Below are 20861 nucleotides of genomic sequence, written 5' to 3' on the forward strand. Positions count from 1 at the left end.
CCTTTTCTTACTTTTTTATATCCTTCATTCTGTTAAGTATTTCTTTTCCCCGGATTAATGTTACACTATAGGCTTTATCGGGATTAGTTACTGCTTTCTCATAAAATTCTTTTGCCAAAATTTTGTCTCCCTGCGTAAGATTGATAAACCCAATCATTTCATACATGAAATTCTGAAGTTTAAGATCTGTAGTTTCCTTGGAAGATAAATACTTTAAAAGTTTTTCTGCTGAAGTAAGTTTTGTGTCTTTGTATTGCTGTACATCATATCCATAAGGTTTACTGAACCAATAGTACCACATACTGCCATTATTGTGCTCGTTCCAGGAATATTTAATGAGCTGTAATGCTGCTTCCAGCAAGGCAGAATTTAATTTTTCATTTTTTGGAGATAATTTTTCACTTTCTGAAATATAATGGTCGATTGTTCTATCTATACCTTTATTTTTCATCTCCTGAAAAATAGATTCTTTAAGGTATAAAGAATGGTTCTTTGAAAAATTTTCATAAGCAAAAGAAGCTGGGAAATGATCCGCAAGGTTTTCTATTCTGTATCCTTTTTTTAATTCAGTTTTCAGATCAATAATATAGACTGTATTATAATCATGGAAAAGATAGACATAAATAATGCCTTTTTTTAAATCGAAGATTGTAGAGTATAATGTATTGAGTTCACCTTCCTGATGGGTTTTATCCAAAATTTTTTTTAGAAATTCCACACTGTTCTCTTTCGATCCGGAAAGCATTTCATTAGCAATTTCTGGCCGCCTGCATGATAGCTTCCCATTAATCATATTGCAGTTTGAATTCACTTGAAAGTCTCCATTCTTTTCAGTTATTCCTTTGGGGCTAACTAATACAGAATTACCATACTTATCCGCTATTAGAGCTTGGGAGTAAGATATGTAGTCATATTTTTTTAATATAACAATGGCTTCTTTTACAGTTTTGCATGTTCCTAGGATTTCCCACATGATATCTCCGGGATAGGGATTGGTCAGGTTCAATTGGGTGAAATCATAATTCGCTGCTGCAAAATCAAAGAATAGTCCGTATTCATTCATGGCTGCGGCTACCTGCATGTCAGGGGCTCCGAAGCAAACGGAGGCATAGCGATTTGAGCTGGCTGGGTTATACCAAATTCTGGTAAAGGGAGTGGTATCGTCTTCGTTGGCTGCAACAAATGTTTCACCTCCTCTTGAACAGGAAAAAATTGTACAGGCTTTTATATTGATGGTATAGAAAAGGATACCAATTAAAATAAAAATATTTTTTTTCTGCATAGCTATTTTGTTTATCAGATCTCTTGAATTTGATACTATTTAATTATTAAACAATTCTGCTGATCAATCTATTACATTCATTTTAAAGATTCGATTGATTTTAATTAAATATGAATAAAGCTTCATTGTTGATGTTAAATAAAAAGTGTATCTTTGCATCCACTTTTGTGGCGAAAAGGTTTGATGGGTAAATTACTTAAAATTAATTACTTCCGTATTTTTTAATCCGCATTTATTCAAACCGTTAAAAAAGAAGGAATACAAATTTTTATTAGAAAATGTCAAAAGAGACAAATTCAGCAGAGGTTTTATTAAACCAAAACGTAGCACCGGAACAATTTGATTGGGATTCTTTCGAATCAGGTCTTGATGCAGATGCGAGAAAAGAAAAAAGCGATTTAGAAGAAATCTATAACGGATCTCTTAACAGCCTAAACGATAATGACGTTTTAGTTGGTAGAGTTGTAAGATTAACTGACAAAGAAGCTATCGTAGACATCAACTTCAAATCTGAAGGTGTTATTTCTCTTAACGAATTCCGTTACAACCAAGGCCTAAAAGTAGGTGACGAGGTAGAAGTAATGGTTGACAAGAGAGAAGACAAAACTGGTCAGTTACAATTATCTCACAGAAAAGCTAGAACGCTTAAAGCTTGGGATAAAGTAAACGAACTTCACGAAACTGGAGAAATCGTTAACGGTTTTGTTAAATCAAGAACTAAAGGTGGTATGATCGTTGACGTTCACGGAATCGAAGCATTCTTACCTGGTTCTCAAATTGACGTTAAGCCAATTAAAGATTACGATCAGTTCGTAGGAAAAACTATGGAGTTCAAAGTTGTGAAAATCAACCCTGAGTTCAAAAACGTAGTTGTATCTCACAAAGCATTGATCGAAGCAGATATCGAAGGTCAGAAAAAAGAAATCATCGCTCAGCTTGAAAAAGGTCAGGTTCTTGAAGGTACTGTTAAGAATATTACTTCTTACGGTGTATTCATTGACTTAGGAGGTGTTGATGGATTGATCCACATTACAGACCTTTCTTGGTCTAGAGTGAACCACCCATCTGAAATCCTAGAGGACGGACAGACTGTAAAAGTTGTAATCCTTGATTTCGATGATGAGAAAACAAGAATCCAATTAGGTATGAAGCAATTAGAAGCTCATCCTTGGGATGCTCTTTCTGCTGACTTGAAAGTAGGTGACAAAGTAAAAGGAAAAGTAGTAGTTCTTGCTGACTATGGTGCATTCGTAGAAATCGCTCCAGGTGTAGAAGGATTAATCCACGTTTCTGAAATGTCTTGGTCTACTCACTTAAGATCTGCTGGAGATTTCGTAAAAGTAGGTGATGAAGTAGAAGCTGAAGTATTAACTTTAGATAGAGAAGAAAGAAAAATTTCTCTTGGTATCAAGCAATTGTCTAAAGATCCATGGGAAAACATCGAAACTAAGTATCCTGTAGGATCTCAGCATGTAGGAACTGTAAGAAACTTCACTAACTTTGGTGTATTCGTAGAGTTAGAAGAAGGTATCGACGGATTAATCTACATCTCTGATCTTTCTTGGACTAAGAAAATCAAGCACCCATCTGAATTCTGTGCAGTAGGTGATAAATTAGATGTTGTAGTTCTTGAATTGGATATCCAAGCTAGAAGATTATCTCTAGGTCACAAGCAATTGACTGAAAACCCATGGGATAAATTCGAAACTAAATATGCTGAAGGAACTATCCACGCTGGTAAAGCTGTAGAAGTTCACGATAAAGGAGCTTCTGTTCAATTCGAAGATGCTGAAGTAGAAGCATTCTGCCCTTCAAGATTATTAGAGAAAGAAGATGGATCTAAAATCAAAAAAGGTGAAGATGCTCAATTCAAAGTAATCGAATTCAACAAAGAATTCAAGAGAGTAGTAGTATCTCACACAGGTATCTTCAGAGACGAAGAAAAGAAAAACGTTAAAGAATCTTCTTCTAGAAACGTATCTTCTTCTTCAAACAACGAAGAAAGATCTACTCTTGGAGACATCGATGCATTAGCAGAGTTGAAAAGAAAAATGGAAGAAGGTAAATAATCTTTGAACCATTGATACATAAGGAGCCGCTCGTTTGAGCGGCTTTTTTTATCTAAATATATATGATAAATATAAAATTTGATAATAGAAAAGAATAAATTATAGAGCTTTTTCAAAAAAAATATTACATAAGTCAATAATTGTTAAAAAATATACATTGATGTAAGATTTGTTTAATGAAATAACCACATCAAAAATATATTAAAGCGGGATAAATATAATGTGGTAGGAGTAAATTTATGGTGACGTTCTCTTTATTGAGAAATATGTAAAGTCGTATTAATTCGATGGTTTTTCAAGTATTCATTTATTTTTAAATTTTAAATAAAAAAAATATTGAAGATTTGTGAATTATTTGTAGATTAGCGGCTTTAATAATGGATATGAAAAATAAAGCTCTACCTCTTTTATTTGCGGTATTTTCTGCATTTCCAACAGTATTGTTTGGACAGGATAATGAAAAACTGATTAAAGATTATATTTCTCAAAATAAAATAAGAGAATATAAAAAATCTGATCTTAATAATATCATTGTTGATAATGTAGATCCGTCAAAATCATTGAATGGTAATGTTGTTAAATTTCTACAGACATATAATGGTTTACCCATTTACAGCTCTGTAGGTACAGCATTGATTAAAGACAGTAAAATTGTTTATTATACAGATAATTTTGTAAAAGACTATACTGCATCTACATCGGGCACGGCTGTTATTAATAAAAATACAGCTCTTCAAAAAATTGCTGAAGACCTGAAAAACCCTGATATTGCAAATTTTACAATTCTTGAATATCTTGAAAAGACTCAGAAAAAAGCAACATCAGCCAATCAAAGACTTGTATATACCAACGACGAGAGTGGAAACCTGCGTTTGGCTTATGAATATACCTTAACAGAACCAAAGTCTCCAAATTTCTGGAATATTTTAGTAGATGCCAACAATGGGAATATTCTGTTAAAAAATAACCTGACTTTATCTTGTAATTTCAATCATGATGCTTACAGCTCAGATGCTGATTATAGCCATGCTGATCATTTTGAAAATACCCTAATGGGGCCTCAAAATAATGTAGCACAGAATAACATTCCGTTACTTTTACCGGATAATGCATCATATAATGTATTTCCATTGCCTATTGAAGCACCTACTTTTGGTTCAAGATCAATCATTACTAATCCTTGGATATTAAGTGCTTCTCCTGAAGGATGGCATTCTGATGGTACTAATCATTATACTGTCACAAGAGGAAATAATGTTTTTGCTTATGAAGATGCTGCAGGAACAGCTTTAACAGCGCCTGATTATCTTACAGGAGCTCCGGCAGATGGTGGGGCCACAAGAAATTTTGATTTCCCTTTTAATATCAATGAAACTCCGTTAAGCAACAGGAATGCTGCTATTACGAATTTATTTTATCTGAATAATAGAATTCATGATGTTTTCTACAAATTTGGATTTACAGAATCTGCCAGAAACTTCCAGCAGAACAATTTTGGTAATGGACCTGTAGGAGGAGATGATGATTCTGTATATGCAGAGGCGCAGGATGGCAGCGGATTAAATAATGCGAATTTCTCTTCAGGGCAGGATGGTTATAATGGTAAAATGCAGATGTACCTTTGGTCTCCAGTTGGAAGGGTATTCTACTATAATGCACCTACTGCAGCCGTTTCCCGTACACCGGGAGCTGGAACTGCACAGTTTGGTGCTCCATTACCTATGAGCGGAATAACAGGAGATGTAGCTCTTTCATCAGTTTTGGATGGTTGTACAGCTTTGCCTGTAAGTTCATTGACTAATAAAATAGGACTGGTTGAGAGAGGAACATGTTCTTTTGCTATTAAAGTGAAAAACCTTCAGGATGCCGGAGCTAAAGCGGCTATTGTATATAATAACGCAGCGAATGGAGCTACTATAGGTAATATGGCAGGGAATGATCCAACAATTACAATTCCTTCAGTACTTATTACCAATGCAGAAGGAGAATATATCAAAACTCAGATGGCAGCAAGTACAACTGTAAATGTTACCCTAAAAGGAAATATGACTCCTGATGGAAGCTTTGATAATGGAATCGTAACTCATGAATATGGTCACGGAATATCCAACAGAATGACAGGTACAGGATATAACTGTCTGAATGCAGGAGTGAGTAGAGAACAGATGGGAGAAGGATGGTCTGATTTCTTCGCTTTAATGCTGACTAATAAAGCTGGAGATAATGCTACTGTAGCAAGAGGTACAGGTACTTATGCATTAGGTCAGGCGATAACAGGTGCTGGTATCAGACCTGCAAAATATTCAACAAGTCTTGCTGTTAACGGATTTACATATGGAGATACAAATGGAATGGAATACAATAATGGATCAGCAATCGTTCCCGATGTACACTCTATTGGTTTCGTCTGGGCTACTATGCTATGGGATCTTCACTGGAAATATGTTGAAAAATATGGTTATTCTTCAGATGTATTATCTACAACGCCTAACGGAAGTACAAAAGTATTACAGCTGGTAACAGATGCTCTGAAGCTTCAGACATGTAACCCTAGCTTTATTGATGGAAGAAATGCAATATTAGCTGCTGAGTTGGCAACAACTGGAGGTGTTGACAAATGCATGATCTGGGGCGTTTTTGCAAGAAGAGGTTTAGGAGTGAATGCATCAGCAGGAGTAAAAAATAATATTAATGATCAGGTTCAGGACTTCAATGTACCAGAGACATGTTTATTGGCTACTAATGAAGTGAATGGTGATAAGAATAAGAATATTTCTATCTATCCAAATCCTGCTAAAGACGAGTTTTATATCAACTTCCCAAGCAATACTCTTGGAAAAGTAAGTGTAGAACTTTATGATATGTCAGGTAAATTGGTTTCTTCTGAAGATAAAATTTCACCGGATGCTAAGAAAGCAATTTCTACAAGCAATCTGGTAAACGGAACTTATATGGTTAAAATCAAAGGACTTGGTTTTGAAGCAGCTTCAAAAGTAATGGTTAAAAAATAATTTACTTATTAATTAATTTCAAAATCGCCGCAAGCTTGCTTGCGGCGATTTTGTTTATCTATCATTATAACACTTCAGATAGGTTTAATTTATATGTTGTACCTTTGCAGGCTGTTAAAAAAATTATGAAGAAGAAAAATATACTAAAAGGTGTTTTATTTGTAGGGATTGGAGCTAGTATATACGGTATGTTGGCCACTTTTGTGAAAATGGCATACCATGATGGTTTCACCACTTCGGAAGTAACGACTTCCCAGTTTGTATTAGGTTTGACAGGACTTTTGATCCTCAATCTTATTCAGACTCTAACCTCAAAACAGAAGTTATCGCTGCCAAATTCTAAAGAAGTCAGAATGCTACTGCTTGCCGGAACTTCTTTAGGAGGAACAAGCTTATTCTATTATATTGCTGTACAGTATATCAATGTTTCAATTGCTATTGTATTGTTGATGCAGTCGGTATGGTTCAGTGTAGTGGTGGAAAGTATCATTACAAAAAAACTGCCTAACGCGAGGAAAGTAGTTTCTGTAGTTATTGTATTGCTGGGAACAGTTTTGGCAACTAATCTTATTAATATGGAGATAGAGCTAGACTGGCATGGGGTTTTCTGGGGATTAATGGCAGCCGCTTCATATACCTTGACGATGTTCACATCCAATACACTGGCTACCCATCTTCCGGTTTTCAGAAAAAGTATTATCATGTTGGCTGGTGGTTCTGTAGTGGTTTTTGCATTTTTATTCTTTGCTCAGATTGGGCCTATGTATTTTGATGGTTTAAAATCATTATACTTAAATTTTATAGAAAATACAGAGCATATTCACTCATTCAATTATTCAATATTCCTGACATATGGATTTGTGTTGGCTCTTTTTGGAACCATTATCCCACCGATTTTATTCAATGTAGGATTTCCGAATGCAGGATTGGGACTGGGAAGTATTGTTTCTTCACTGGAACTTCCGGTTTCCGTAACGATGGCCTTTGTTTTACTGGGTGAGAAAGTATTTCTGATCCAATGGATAGGAATTACCCTGATCCTTTTTGCTATTGTTCTGATGAATTTACCGTCAAAGAAAGAAAAAGCAGTTTCAATGGCAGAATTGTCTTAAAAATATTTAAATAAAATAATAGTTGAAACCGTTCCTTTTGGAGCGGTTTTTTTAATTTTAATCCTTTAAATAAAAGTTTCATGAAATATTTCAGAAATATAATGGCCGCTTTTACATTGACGGTCTCAGGTTTTATGTTTTCACAGGTAAAACCTCTGGATGCAATGCTGTCTGATTATCAATATCCCTATGAAGTTCATTTTTTTAATTTCAAGTCGCAGGGCGAAGAGTTGAAAATGGCTTACATGGATGTAAAACCACAAAAGCCTAATGGAAAAACAATAATGCTTCTCCATGGGAAAAACTTCAATGGGGCTTATTGGGAGAGGACAGCGAAAGATCTTTCTGCTAAAGGATTCAGAGTGGTGATTCCTGATCAGATAGGATTTGGAAAGTCTTCAAAACCCCATGATTACCAGTTTTCTTTTTCACAGCTGGCAGAAAATACGAAAGGAATTCTTGATGAACTAAAGATTGATAAAGCAATCGTTCTGGGACATTCAATGGGAGGAATGGTAGCGACCAGATTTACATTACTATATCCAGGGAAAGTACAGAAACTGATTCTTGAAAACCCGATCGGACTTGAAGATTATAAAACTTTTGCTACTTATCAGACCATTGATCAGGCGTATCAATCTGAACTTAAAAATACATCGGAAACCTATAAAAGTTATCAGCTGAAATTCTATTATGATAACAAATGGAAAGAAGAATATCAACCATGGCTTGACTTAATTGCAGGGTGGACGCTTCATAAAGATTATCCTCAGGTAGCCTGGGATGCAGCACTCACCTCAGATATGATTTACAACCAGCCCGTATGTTATGAATTTAAAAATATAAAAGTTCCTACACTCCTTATTATCGGAACAAGAGATAGGACTGCAATCGGGAAAGATAGAGCTCCCAAGGAACTTCAACCGAAAATGGGGCAATATCAGGAGCTAGGAAAGAAAACTCAACACGAAATTGCCGGTTCAAAGCTTGTTGAGCTTGACAATGTAGGACATCTTCCTCATATAGAAGTATATCCTCAATTTTTTGAAGCTCTATATCATTTTATACAATAGAATAAGCTTAATAACTATAAAATATTTGAAACATTAAGTTGGATAAGTGATTAGAATATTAAGTTATTTTATTTACTATTTTATCTTTAATGAAATTTAACCATTCTGACTCTTTATTAAACTTAATGTTTCAAATTTATTGCTCCCTGTGATTAATGAGTAGTAAAGCACACACACCAATTCCCGAAAACAAGATACAGGAAATTCCTAAATTCTGTATAAAACCAATGCTTATAAGGCCTAAACCTATCAGGATATAATAAATAAGTCCCAGCAAAGCTCCGGCACTTCCGGTTTCGTTTTTATAATTGATGAGTGCAGTACTCAGAATATTAGGAATTACAGTGCTGAATGCCATCACAATGAAGAAATATGGAATTAAAAAGTATATCCCTTTACTTGCCAGAATCCATACAAAAATAGAGGCGATAAATGCAGTAAATGTACCTGCTTTAACTAAATGTTTAGGTTGTAGATTCCTCAATAACAGGAATCTGTTAAGTTTTGCTCCGGCAAATGTTCCACCAGCCAATATAACACTACTGTATCCGAAAACATAAGAGGAATAATGATATTCTTTAAAGATAAACGGAGCCAGTGAGTAGTAAGAAAACAGCAAGACATTAAAACTCATAATCAGTAAGCAGCACTTTATGATTGCTCGGTCACAAAGCATCCTCTTTAATAAATCAGTTAAAATACCCATGTTGATTTCTTTTACTGAATGGTGGGTTTCTGAAATTTTCTTCCGGGAAAGAATGAAAAACAGCCCTGCAAGCAGGCATAAGGTTATAAAAATTCCCTGATGTCCAACAGAAGAAGCCAATACTGATCCGGTAATCATTCCTATTACAGGACTTATGGATAAACCAATCCCGATCCAGGAAAATACTTTGCTGATGTTTTTTTGATCATAAGTATCTCTTAAAATCGTTTGGGTTACAATAGAGCCGACGGAGATTCCAAATGCAGAAATAATCCTGGCACTAAGGAGAATCATGAAATTAGGCGCAAAAACAGCTGTCAGTGTTCCAATGCCATAGGTGATAAGCCCATATTCAAGGGATTTTTTCCTTCCGATTCTGTCACATTGAATTCCCCAAAATGCAACTCCCAGAGCAAATGCTATAAAATATAAGCTAATCGTAAGGGCAACAGATTCTTCTTTCACTCCGAACTGTTCCTGAATCATTGGCAAAACCGGGCTATAAATGGTTTCTACAAACTGAGGAAGCATTACAAGTACAGTCAGCAGCCAGATAGGATTTGTCTTTTTCATTTTTTTCTGCAAAGTTTCCAAAATTTCAATGTATATTTATAATGATATAAAAACAAAAAATATCAAAAATAAGACATGGCTGTATTGGAACAAAATGAAGAGTTTGATGCGGATTCTATTCGGGAAAAAGTCATTGGAATAGCTTCTGATATGGTGATGCATGATTCCGGCTTTCATTTTCATACAACGAAAGCTCAGCTGCTATATGCACCTTCTGGCTGTATGACAGTCACTACTTCTGACAGGCAGTTCGTTCTTCCTCCATTCAGAATGCTTTGGATTCCTGCCAATGAGAGGCATAGGGTAAATTTTAGAAATATTGTAGCTTACAGATCAGTCTATTTTGATAAATGCTATGCAGAAAAATATATGAACTCCAGCCTTAAAGTTCTGCATGTAAATCCATTATTAAAAGAAATTATAGAAAGGATCTGCTTTTGGGAATGGTCAGATCTCAGAAATGATCAGGTCAGTCTGCTGAATGTATTTTGGGATGAAATAAGCAGAGCTCCGGAGGAAAAGCTGGAACTTAAAATACCGCAAGACAGACGTTTAAAGAAATTTTCAGAAGAGTGGACTCTGCGCTATGCTATGCCGCCGATGTTGAAAGACCTTGCCGAAAAGGCTGGGGCAGTTGAGAAAACAATCAGCCGTATTTTTAAAAAAGAAACAGGGTTGTCTTACCAGGAATGGAGGCAGCAGTGGCGGTTGCAGCGATCGATTGAACTTTTGGTAGAAGGTAATTCAATAGGAGAAGTGTCTCATATTTTAGACTTTTCATCAGACAGTGCTTTTATAGATTTTTTCAAAAAACAGACGGGAACCACACCTTTGCAATATCTCATAAAACATGAGTAATATTTTTTGTAGGTAATAAATAGTTCGGATAGTTCTACACCCTGTCAAGGTTTTAAACCTTGACAGGGTGTACATCGTTGAATGATATTGATAATTTAGAAACAAAAAGGAACTTCAAATAGAAAATAAAGAATGTTTTAAACAAGAAAAGAGACTGTTTACGGATAAACAGCCTCTTTTTGTATGTATTGTTGTCTGAATTATTTCTTCTTGTAAGCAGCGTCTTTGATTCTTGCTTTCTTACCTCTAAGGTCTCTGAAGTAGTAAATTCTAGCTCTTCTAACTCTACCTTTTCTATCAAGCTCAATTTTTTGAAGCGCAGGCAGGTTAATAGGGAATACTCTTTCTACACCTACATCACCACTCATTTTTCTGATAGTGAAAGTTTTTGTAGAACCAGTACCTCTTAATTGGATAACTGTTCCTTTGAAGAACTGAGTTCTTGTCTTTTGTCCTTCTTTAATTTCGTAATACACAGTAATTGTATCACCTGCTTTGAATTCAGGGAATTCTTTTTTCGCAATGTACTTGTCTTGTACGTACTTTAATAAATCCATTATTAATAAATAAAATGTTAAAGCTAAGCAACTTACACGTTCTTCGTCAGAGGTTGAATAACAGGTTGCAAATGTACAAAATAGTTTTCAAATATGCCAAATAATTAATGTACTAAAAACTATAATTTTTTCATTCAGGTTTTGCTGAAAAATTAATGGTTTCTTTAAAATACCATCAGACAGAGTTTATATGGGAAACCTACTTTTGCCCGAAGTAAAAAATCCGAACAGCGATTTTTTAAATTCCTGATTCACAACTTAAAACTATATGTTATTTTAAAACTAAAGCTATTATGAAACATTATTTCTTCTTTTTTTGTTTCGCGGTCCAGATGGCTTTCGGACAGGTTTTGTTTCCATATTTACAAAACCCAACCCCGAATTCTATGATCGTCAATTGGAAAACAGCTTCCAATAATGAAACAACTGTAATCTACGGGAATTCTCCAACGAATTTGAACGTGACGGTAACAGGGACAACCAATATCTTCTCAGATACCGGATATAATAACAACTATTATTATCACACAGCAAAGGTTACCAATTTGCAGCCGAACACTAAATATTATTATAAGATAAAAACGGGAACCAGTGAATCTGCCGTTTATAATTTCAGAACACTTCCTTTGCCGGGACAGGCCGTAACTGCCAATGGAAAGATCCGTTTCCTTATTATGGGGGACAACCAGATCAAAGCAGAGCCAAGATATGATACGCTTACTTTGAATGCGTATAAAAAATTAAAGGAAAAATTCGGAGCTGCTTCAGATCCGTCAGATAATATTGCCCTTACTTTTATGGTGGGTGATCAGGTGGATGTAGGAACATTGGACCATTATGAGAATGTTCACTTTAAAAAGAACATCAAATTATCACCTTATCTCCCTATCCAGACAACAGTAGGAAATCATGAAACCTATGGAACGATGGGAATGAATTCTTACTATGCCCATTTTTATATTGATGAAATTAGTTATAAAGGGATAAGCTCAGGTAATGAAAATTATTATGCTCAGCAGGCTGGGAACGTGTTATTCGTAAGTTTAAGCTCAGAACATACGGGTTCTGCACAGCAGACATGGCTTCAGCAGATCTTAACAGCAGCTAATAATGATACTACAGTAGACTGGATCATTTCTTTGAGCCACAGACCTTATCAGGCTGAGCAGTATGTAGGAGATATCTCTACATGGGTAAGAGAAAATGCAGTACCGCTTCTGGTAACTTCGGATAAATATTTAATGCACGTTGGTGCTCACCACCATTTATATCACAGAGGTCAGCTGAAAAATACACCGAATTATCAGATTATTTCCGGAGGAACTGCTTGGGATCAGTATTGGGGAATGTCTAATGAAAAAGATTTTGATGATGTTCAGAAAACCTTGACAGACTGGACGTATCAGATCGTAGAAGTAGATATTCCGACAGGAAAAGTGGATATTGAATGTTATTCTATCGGAGGAGTATACAACAAGAAAAATAATGTACTGGTAGATTCTTTCTATAGGTATAAAAATCAACCTAAACCGGCAAAACCATCCATTACAAACACTTTTACGGGTACTACTACTTTACCTTTGACATTGAATGGAAGTGCATTTTCTTCTTCAAATAATGAACTGTTGAACACGACACAGTTTCTGATCAGTAAGACATCCAATTTTTCTGTGATTGAAAAAGAATTTTACCGTGATTTTGAAAACTGGTTCGGAAAAGACGGAAACGGAACTCCTGATAAAACCAAAAATCTGAATGATGGAGTAGACATTACAAAAGCAACACTGGCTTCGAACTCTATTCCAAACGGAATTTATTACGTGAAAACCCGTTACAGAGACAGAAACCTGGAATGGAGTGACTGGAGTGATGTGAAACAGTTTGAAATCACGGGAAGTGTAGTTTCAAATCCTACATTTACTTTAAATAAAACAGAATATGCCCAAAATGAAGCCATTACCGCTACTTTCACAGGAGGTCCCGGAAATCAGCAGGATTGGGTAGGAATTTATAAAAAAGGGCAAACGCCGGCCAGTACTACTTCACAAGTGTACAGTTATACTAATGGACAGGTAGCAGGAACGGTTACGTTTAATAATGGTATGGCAAATAAAGGTCAGTATTTTGCAGGATTTTTTGCTAACGGAGGGTATACAGAAATCACTCCAAGAAAAGAATTCTATGTAGGTCCGAAAGTTCAGCTGCAGACAACTTCTGATACGTATCCCGTAGGAGGAACGGTTGTTCTTAATTTTACAGACGGGCCTAATTTACAGAAAGACTGGATTGGAATTTATAAAATGGGACAGACTCCGGGAACTACAGCTTCTATCAAATGGAGCTATGTAACGACTGCATCAGGAACATTGAATTTTACAGGGCTTCCGAAAGGATACTACTACGCTCAGTATCTGCTGGAAGACGGATATAACGGAATCGGGGAGAAGGTATTCTTTAAAGTAGGAGATATCGTTACAGATCTTTGGATCAATAAACCGGTATATACTTTAGGAGAAAACATTACCGCTTCATGGACAGATTCCCCGGGAATTATCAAAGACTGGTTAGGAATCTACCCTCAAAGTGTTCAGACACCGGATGATAATTTTGTTTCTTATACATATTTTGACGGTGTAACTCAGGGGACAAAAACTATTCAGGGAACAGCAGTGCCTGCCACACCAGGAAACTATTATATGGTCATGTTTACCAATGATTCTTATACAGAAGTTTCAAACAGGGTACAGTTTCAGGTAACCTCACCAACATTAGGAACGGAAGAAACAAGAAGTACAGAGAAAAATGTAGTGTTGTATCCAAACCCAACCAAACCGGGACAGCCTACTTTCATCAAAAGTGATTACCCAATTGAAAAAATTGAATTGGTCTCAGCTTCTGGAGAATTACTGTATGTGTCAAAAAATATCAATAACCAACGTTTCTCTTTGGTGAATGAGAATCTTCCGACGGGCGTTTACTTCGTTAAAGTACACGGAAGAAAACTATTTACTTTAAAGCTGATTATTCAGTAATAGGTAAACGAAACCCAATTATAATTTAGAGACTGCTGAAATAGCGGTCTCTTTTTTATTGTTTAAACATAACGCCTGCTCAATCTGAACAATTTGCAGAAATGTTTACCACAAACATTTGTGAAAATCTGTGTCATCTGCGTTTAAATAAAAAGGCGATTCCAAAAATTGAAACCGCCTTTCATATGTTTATGCAGTGATTAGTCTAAATATAGATCATCTTCGCTTAATGCCGCCGGATTTTCGGTAGAAGCATATTCGTCCGGAATATCAGCCAGTATTTTGGTTTCCTGAAGAAGCCTTCCATCCGTACTGTAAAGTTTTAAGAGTACCCATTTTCCATTGCGTTCAAGTTCTTTAACTCCGTTTAAGGTGTTGAACTTTATTTTTCCGCTTTGTAAGATACCTGCTTTTACAGAAGATTTATTGGCGGGTTTCCCTTTTACATACTGTACAATTTGTGCTGTGAAAAAGTAATCATTATCTCCGTCTTCACTCAAAGGCTGGCTGTAAGTGTATAAGAGAATACCTTTATTATCATAGATAGTGGCGTCGTAAGCTGTTTGTTTAGAATTTAATTTCTTCTCAGATTTCAGCTTTTTCTCTTCAGTATATATTTTAGTATTCACTAAAACGCCTTCCTTATATTGAGTTTCGGTAAATCCTTCATAGGCTGTACCATTATAAGGCATTTCATCTTTATAGGTTAAGGTAGATTTCAGTTTTCCATCCGGAGAATAATATTTAATCTCCTGGGTAACATCGTCTTTTAAAATTTTCTCAGATGATAATTTTCCTTCTTCGTCAAAATATTTACTGGTGATGATTGAGCCGTTTTTATATACATCAATAGAAGATATCAGTGCATAATCATAATTAAGCTGATAATCTTCACCCTCTGTCGGCTGGTAAATATCATTCTCTTTATCGTACTGATAAATAAGGTGGCCTATTTTTTTACCGGATTCATCATAAGTGGTTTTATAACCGTCTTTTTTGTTTCTCTTCTGTTCCTGAAGCAGCTGTCCATTTTTAGCATAGATGATACTTTCCTTTATACTGCCGTCACTTTTAGTTTTTTCGATTTTCGAAATCCTCATTGGATTCGGATAATAATCTACCTGCAGTCCCTCTCCTGAACCCGAAGGAGATGTACCAATAAGTTTCCCTTTCTCACCGTAATATTTAGTCTCATAATTACCGTCTTTGTCAGAAGTGGTTTCATATCTGATTCCTTTAATATCATCATCATAAATAATGGTCTTTATGGGCAGAGAATTTTCATAATTGGTTATCGTGTTATAAAAAGATTCATTTTCAGGATCCTTGTATGACACCATTTTTCCAGTAAAGTTACCGTCAGCTTTGTAGACCATATCTTCTGTAATCCGGCCTTTATCATCATAAGACTGAGAATCTCCCACCTGCTTTCCGTTAGAATAAGTTACGGTACTCATGATCTTTCCTTCAGGAGTGTACCAGACTACTTTTCCGTCAAAAACTTCACTGTTGGGAGTTGCATCAGAAGCAAGTCCTTCCATTTGAAGTTTTCCGTCCTTATAAAAATCTTTGATAAGGGTGAGTTTGCCTTTAGGAGTCGTTTCACGGTAATATTCCATTTTATCCTGAGTGGTTTTTTCCCAGTTTTCATCAAAATATGTTTTTTCTTGTGCATACATATTGATGCTGAGTACCAGGGCAAGTAATGCTGAGGTAAATAATTTTTTCATGTTTTATTTAAGGTTTGATTTTGTATATGATTAATGTGATGGTATAATGTTGAAATATTCTCTGAAGAGATCAGAAGAAGTAAAAGGGCAATAATGGTCTGCCGTAAAATAATTTTTATATTTAAAATTGTGTTTAAGTCAATGATATCCGAAATAAGAATACACTGTATCTCTGGATTTGAAGCCTCAAATATAAATCAAATTGACGAAAAATACCACAAAAACGAACAGACTTGTTCATTTGTTTTGATAAAAGTTTGATTTTTATAGTTTTAAATATCGAAAAAAAGGATTCTATTCAGGATCATTTTGGTTCATCGGATATACCGGAAAATTTATTAAATTTAGCCAACAGAAAAATCTAATATTTCATGATAGATAAAAGAGTAAAAAATGCAAAGGAGGCCATCGAAGGAATTCAGGATGGAATGACACTGATGCTTGGCGGATTCGGACTTTGCGGTATCCCGGAAAACTCAATCAATGCTTTGGTAGAAAGTGATGTGAAAGATCTGACTTGTATTTCAAACAATGCAGGAGTAGATGATTTCGGATTAGGATTACTGCTTCACAAAAGACAGATCAAGAAAATGATCTCTTCTTATGTAGGAGAAAATGCTGAATTTGAAAGACAGATGCTTTCAGGTGAGCTGGATGTAGAACTTACTCCACAAGGGACCTTAGCTGAAAAATGCAGAGCTGCCCAGGCGGGAATTCCTGCTTTTTATACCCCTGCAGGATACGGAACTGAAGTAGCAGAAGGAAAAGAAGTAAAAGAATTCAAAGGGAAACCTCACATCCTGGAGCATGCTTACGAAGCAGACTATTCTATCGTAAAAGCATGGAAAGGAGACCACGCCGGAAACCTTATCTTCAAAGGATCTGCAAGAAATTTCAATCATCCTATGGCAGGAGCTGCGAAGATCACGATTGCTGAAGTAGAAGAACTGGTAGAACCGGGACAATTGGATCCCAACGAAATTCATATTCCGGGAATCATGATTCAAAGAATTTTCCAGGGAGAAAAATTTGAAAAAAGAATTGAGCAGAGAACAGTAAGAACTAAAGAATAAGCTCGAATAATAAAATAAAAAAGCGCTGAAAATATTTTCAGCGCTTTTTTTATGCTTGAGGATTCAGTGTTTTTCTTTCTCCGATTTGTTGTCTCCACATGGCGTAATAAAGGCCTTTTTCGGCAATCAGATTGCTGTGGGAGCCTGTTTCCACTACCTGCCCACGTTCAAGAACATAGATTTTATCAGCATGCATAATTGTACTTAAACGATGTGCAATAAGTACTGTAATTTGTTCTCTCTCTTTTGATATGTCCTTAATGGTTGTAGTAATTTCTTCTTCAGTAATACTGTCCAACGCAGAAGTAGCTTCATCAAATATCAGCAGATGAGGTTTTCTTAAAAGCGCCCTTGCAATGGCAATTCTTTGCTTTTCACCGCCACTCAGCTTCAGACCGCCTTCACCAATAACGGTTTCAATTCCTTTTTCAGCCCTTTCCAGCAATGCTGTACAGCTCGATTTCTGTAAAGCAACAGCCAGTTCCTCTTCAGTAGCTGAAGGATTTACGAAAAGAAGGTTTTCTTTAATAGTTCCTGCAAATAACTGGGTATCCTGCGTTACAAAACCAATTTGATTTCTCAGTTCATCAAAATCAAACTCCTTTCCATTAATTCCATTGTAAAAAATATTCCCTTCCTGAGGTCTGTACAGTCCAACCAGCAGTTTTACCAATGTACTTTTTCCGGAACCGCTAGGCCCTACAAAAGCAATAGTTTCTCCGTTTTTAAGATCAAAAGAGATATTATTCAAGGCTTTATACTGAGCAGACTGATGTTTGAAAGAAACATGTTTGAATTCCAGCTCTTCAATAGCGCCAATTTGTTTTGGATGAAGAGGCTTTTCTTCTACTTCTTTTTTCATTAAACGGTCAAAATTCTGAAGAGAAGCTTCTGCTTCACGGTAAGAAATAATGATGTTCCCGATTTCCTGCATAGGCCCGAAAATAAAGAAACCATAAAACATCAGAGACAGATACTGCCCTGGAGTCACAATATTTTTAAAAATTAAATACAATAAAGTCAGGGTAATCATTTGCTGGAGAAAATTCACCATCGTTCCCTGGATAAAACTTAAAGAACGGATGCTTTTTACCTTTCTCAATTCAAGACCAAGGATTTTATAGGTATTGTTATTTAAACGGATTACTTCCTGATTGGTTAATCCTAAACTTTTAACAATCTCAATATTTCTTAAACTTTCTGTAGTACTTCCGGCTAACGCTGTTGTTTCAGTAACAATGTTTTTCTGAATTACTTTTATTCTCTTACTCAATAAATTGGTGACAATAGCAATAAAGAAAATTCCAGAGATATAAACCGGCATAATAGACCAGTGTAAACGGATCGCATATACTGAAACGAAGATAATACTCACCAGAATTCCGAAGAAAATATTGATGAAATTAGTAATGAATTTTACCGTATCTTCTCTTACTTTCGTTAAAATAGACAAGGTTTCACCACTTCTCTGATCTTCAAACTCCTGAAAAGGCAGCGCCATGGAATGTCGAAGACCATCTGTGAATATTTTTGCTCCAAATTTTTGGGTAATCACACTTACTACATAATCCTGAAAAGCTTTTGCAATTCTACTTACCATGGCCGTTCCGATAAGTAACCCTAGAAAATAAAATGCGCCATGGTATACTGTGCTGCCGTAGAGATATTCGTTAAGGTTTCTGGGCAGCAGTTTTTCTTTATCAAAAAAATTAGGGTGAGTAACCAGCTGATCCAGGATATTTCCTGTAATAGCCGGCGCAAATAAAGAGAAAACCTGATTAATAGTAGCCAAAAATAAAGAAATGAGAATCAGCCACTGATAAGGTTTAAGATATTTAAAAAGTATTTTCATTCTGTTAAAATAATGAGGCAAAATTACAGATATTATTTTAACTAACAGTGTTAATTATTGAACACAACAAAGCTCTTTTGTATTCAAGTGAAAATAATTAAATTGCAGTCTAAGTTTTTATTATGCTTACAAAAGAACAAATTGCCAAAAGAATTTCAAAAGAACTGAAAGATCGTTATTATGTAAACCTGGGAATTGGGATTCCTACTTTGGTTGCCAACTATGTTCCGGAAGGTATTTCCGTAGAATTCCAGAGTGAGAACGGAGTTTTGGGGATGGGGCCTTTCCCTTTCGCAGGAGAAGAGGATGCTGATATCATCAATGCCGGAAAACAAACCATTACTATTTTAGAAGGAGGTTCATTCTTTGATTCTGCATTCAGTTTCGGGATGATTCGTGGTCAGAAAGTAGACCTTACTATCCTTGGAGCCATGGAGGTTTCAGAAAACGGAGATATTGCCAACTGGAAAATCCCCGGAAAAATGGTGAAAGGAATGGGAGGTGCTATGGACCTTGTAGCTTCTGCTGAAAATATTATTGTTGCAATGATGCACGTGAACAAAGCGGGAGAAAGCAAAATCCTTAAGAAATGTACTCTTCCTTTAACAGGAGTCAACTGTGTAAAAAAAGTGGTTACTGAATTAGCTGTTCTGGATGTAACTCCGGCAGGTTTCAAACTCGTGGAAAGAGCACCGGGAGTTTCAGTAGAAGATATTATTAAAGCTACAGAAGCAGATCTGATCATTGAAGGTGAAATTCCTGAAATGCAGTTCTAATCTGATACAATATAACAGTTTCGGCCTCACTTTGTGAGGCCGAAACTGTTTTTAATGACATAGGAGATCGGAGCGTCAAAAAAATAACTCCTGTGAACGTTAAGAAAATTCTCCTGTCCGAAGCGCTAGACGAATTCAGTACCAATTAAGAAATAATGATTTCGCGCAAGTTTAGAATTTTTAGAGAGCAGGAATTATTTTTAGCGGAGAGATCCCAGTCTTGAATTTTTGTTTCTTTTGTTTCAAGACAAAAGAAATTAAAACCCAACAAAAAAGCTGCCTCATCAATGAAACAGCTTTTATATATTTTAACGGTTAGTAGGTCATTCAACCTCTTAATTATTTCCCATCCTGAGCCCGAAATACCTTCTGCAAAATGCTTGTCGTCCTCATTGCAGGTGTATTTCTGATTCCGCTTTCTTTATCGGCTACCATTTTGAATACGCCGTTGATGGTTTCTGTAGTAACATATTCGTTAAGATCTGTTGTTACAGACTGTCCCGTAAAAGTATTATATTTTGAAATCAGATTTTTCCAAAGCGTATCGGCACCTACTTTTCCTAATGAAGCCTTTACTTTAGGCTGAAAAGCACTGAACAGCTGAGATTGGGTTTTTCCCTGAAGATAACTTGTTGCTGCGTTATTACTGCCCAATAAAATATTCTTGGCATCCGTAATGGTCATAGAGGTAATAGCGTTGGTGAAAATAGGAGCAGCTTCCGTTACGGCATCTTCAGCAGCTCTGTTTAATAATTTCACACCTTCATCAGCAAGGCTTCCCATACCGATGGAACGTAAAGTAGTGTCGATCTTTCTTAATTTTTCAGGCATTAAAATTTTTACCGCTTCATTTTTAAAAAAACCATCTGTAATCGCCAGTTTTTTGACTCCGTCCGTTACCCCCATGCTTAAAGCTTCTTTTAAACCTGAAGAAATCTGGGTAGAAGTAAGGTTTCCAAGATTGGCAGATGAATTATTAGTCTGACTGGAAGTTGTGGTGGTAGTGGTTTTAGTACCGTTAGTTTTTACCGGAGCATTCAGATCTACACCTGTTTTATCTTTAACGGCAGATTTTATGATATCGAAAATCTGTGCCTGTGTTGACATTGAGAATAATAATCCGGCTGCCAGAAAAATGTTTTTTTTCATCTTATTTT

At 35.8% G+C, this 20861-nt stretch carries 14 protein-coding genes; 8 read left to right on the forward strand and 6 right to left on the reverse strand.

Going from position 1 to position 20861, the window contains the following annotated elements; genetic code table 11:
* Positions 1-7: 7 nt before the first annotated feature.
* Positions 8-1282 (reverse strand): carcinine hydrolase/isopenicillin-N N-acyltransferase family protein, encoded by a 1275-nt coding sequence (locus KYG33_RS21770; protein ID WP_219072406.1) that lies wholly within the window; start codon positions 1280-1282, stop codon positions 8-10.
* A gap of 278 nt (positions 1283-1560) precedes the next feature.
* Here KYG33_RS21770 and rpsA point away from each other — a divergent pair, with 278 nt between their 5' ends.
* From rpsA to KYG33_RS21790, 4 genes are all read left to right on the forward strand, one after another.
* Positions 1561-3351 (forward strand): 30S ribosomal protein S1, encoded by a 1791-nt coding sequence (rpsA, locus tag KYG33_RS21775; RefSeq protein ID WP_077415250.1) that lies wholly within the window; start codon positions 1561-1563, stop codon positions 3349-3351.
* A 383-nt stretch (positions 3352-3734) separates the two neighbouring features.
* Positions 3735-6362, forward strand: a complete 2628-nt coding sequence (locus tag KYG33_RS21780; RefSeq protein WP_232539081.1) for a T9SS-dependent M36 family metallopeptidase — start codon at positions 3735-3737, stop codon at positions 6360-6362.
* A gap of 125 nt (positions 6363-6487) precedes the next feature.
* The gene (locus tag KYG33_RS21785; protein ID WP_219072407.1) at positions 6488-7474 is read left to right on the forward strand and encodes an EamA family transporter; all 987 of its coding nucleotides are present in this window, start codon (positions 6488-6490) and stop codon (positions 7472-7474) included.
* A gap of 80 nt (positions 7475-7554) precedes the next feature.
* Positions 7555-8547: an alpha/beta fold hydrolase gene (locus tag KYG33_RS21790; RefSeq protein WP_180565490.1), complete on the forward strand. Its 993-nt coding sequence runs from the start codon at positions 7555-7557 to the stop codon at positions 8545-8547.
* Between the two features lie 136 nt (positions 8548-8683).
* Here KYG33_RS21790 and KYG33_RS21795 read toward each other — a convergent pair whose 3' ends face one another.
* A complete protein-coding gene (locus KYG33_RS21795) occupies positions 8684-9826 on the reverse strand; it encodes an MFS transporter (RefSeq protein WP_219072408.1) in 1143 nt (380 codons plus the stop codon).
* Between the two features lie 75 nt (positions 9827-9901).
* On the opposite strand from KYG33_RS21795, the gene KYG33_RS21800 reads away from it, so the two are divergent.
* On the forward strand, positions 9902-10684 hold the full coding sequence (locus KYG33_RS21800) for an AraC family transcriptional regulator (protein ID WP_219072409.1): 783 nt from the start codon (positions 9902-9904) through the stop codon (positions 10682-10684).
* A gap of 200 nt (positions 10685-10884) precedes the next feature.
* Here KYG33_RS21800 and rplS read toward each other — a convergent pair whose 3' ends face one another.
* Positions 10885-11241, reverse strand: coding sequence for a 50S ribosomal protein L19 (gene rplS, locus KYG33_RS21805; RefSeq protein ID WP_047376947.1), 357 nt, complete (start codon positions 11239-11241; stop codon positions 10885-10887).
* A 293-nt stretch (positions 11242-11534) separates the two neighbouring features.
* Here rplS and KYG33_RS21810 point away from each other — a divergent pair, with 293 nt between their 5' ends.
* On the forward strand, positions 11535-14273 hold the full coding sequence (locus KYG33_RS21810) for a fibronectin type III domain-containing protein (RefSeq protein ID WP_219072410.1): 2739 nt from the start codon (positions 11535-11537) through the stop codon (positions 14271-14273).
* Positions 14274-14473: 200 nt separating this feature from the next.
* On the opposite strand, the gene KYG33_RS21815 is transcribed toward KYG33_RS21810, so the two are convergent.
* Positions 14474-16003, reverse strand: a complete 1530-nt coding sequence (locus KYG33_RS21815; RefSeq protein WP_219072411.1) for a membrane-binding protein — start codon at positions 16001-16003, stop codon at positions 14474-14476.
* A 371-nt stretch (positions 16004-16374) separates the two neighbouring features.
* Here KYG33_RS21815 and KYG33_RS21820 point away from each other — a divergent pair, with 371 nt between their 5' ends.
* Positions 16375-17076, forward strand: coding sequence for a CoA transferase subunit A (locus tag KYG33_RS21820; protein ID WP_047423619.1), 702 nt, complete (start codon positions 16375-16377; stop codon positions 17074-17076).
* A 49-nt stretch (positions 17077-17125) separates the two neighbouring features.
* Here the strand turns inward: KYG33_RS21820 and KYG33_RS21825 are convergent, their stop codons facing one another.
* Positions 17126-18928 (reverse strand): ABC transporter ATP-binding protein, encoded by a 1803-nt coding sequence (locus KYG33_RS21825; RefSeq protein WP_180565495.1) that lies wholly within the window; start codon positions 18926-18928, stop codon positions 17126-17128.
* A 122-nt stretch (positions 18929-19050) separates the two neighbouring features.
* Here KYG33_RS21825 and KYG33_RS21830 point away from each other — a divergent pair, with 122 nt between their 5' ends.
* Positions 19051-19704: a CoA transferase subunit B gene (locus tag KYG33_RS21830; RefSeq protein ID WP_047376943.1), complete on the forward strand. Its 654-nt coding sequence runs from the start codon at positions 19051-19053 to the stop codon at positions 19702-19704.
* A gap of 339 nt (positions 19705-20043) precedes the next feature.
* On the opposite strand, the gene KYG33_RS21835 is transcribed toward KYG33_RS21830, so the two are convergent.
* A complete protein-coding gene (locus tag KYG33_RS21835; protein WP_219072412.1) occupies positions 20044-20853 on the reverse strand; it encodes a DUF4197 domain-containing protein in 810 nt (269 codons plus the stop codon).
* Positions 20854-20861: the final 8 nt, after the last annotated feature.

This window comes from Chryseobacterium sp. D764 (genome assembly GCF_019317325.1).
Lineage (GTDB): Bacteria > Bacteroidota > Bacteroidia > Flavobacteriales > Weeksellaceae > Chryseobacterium.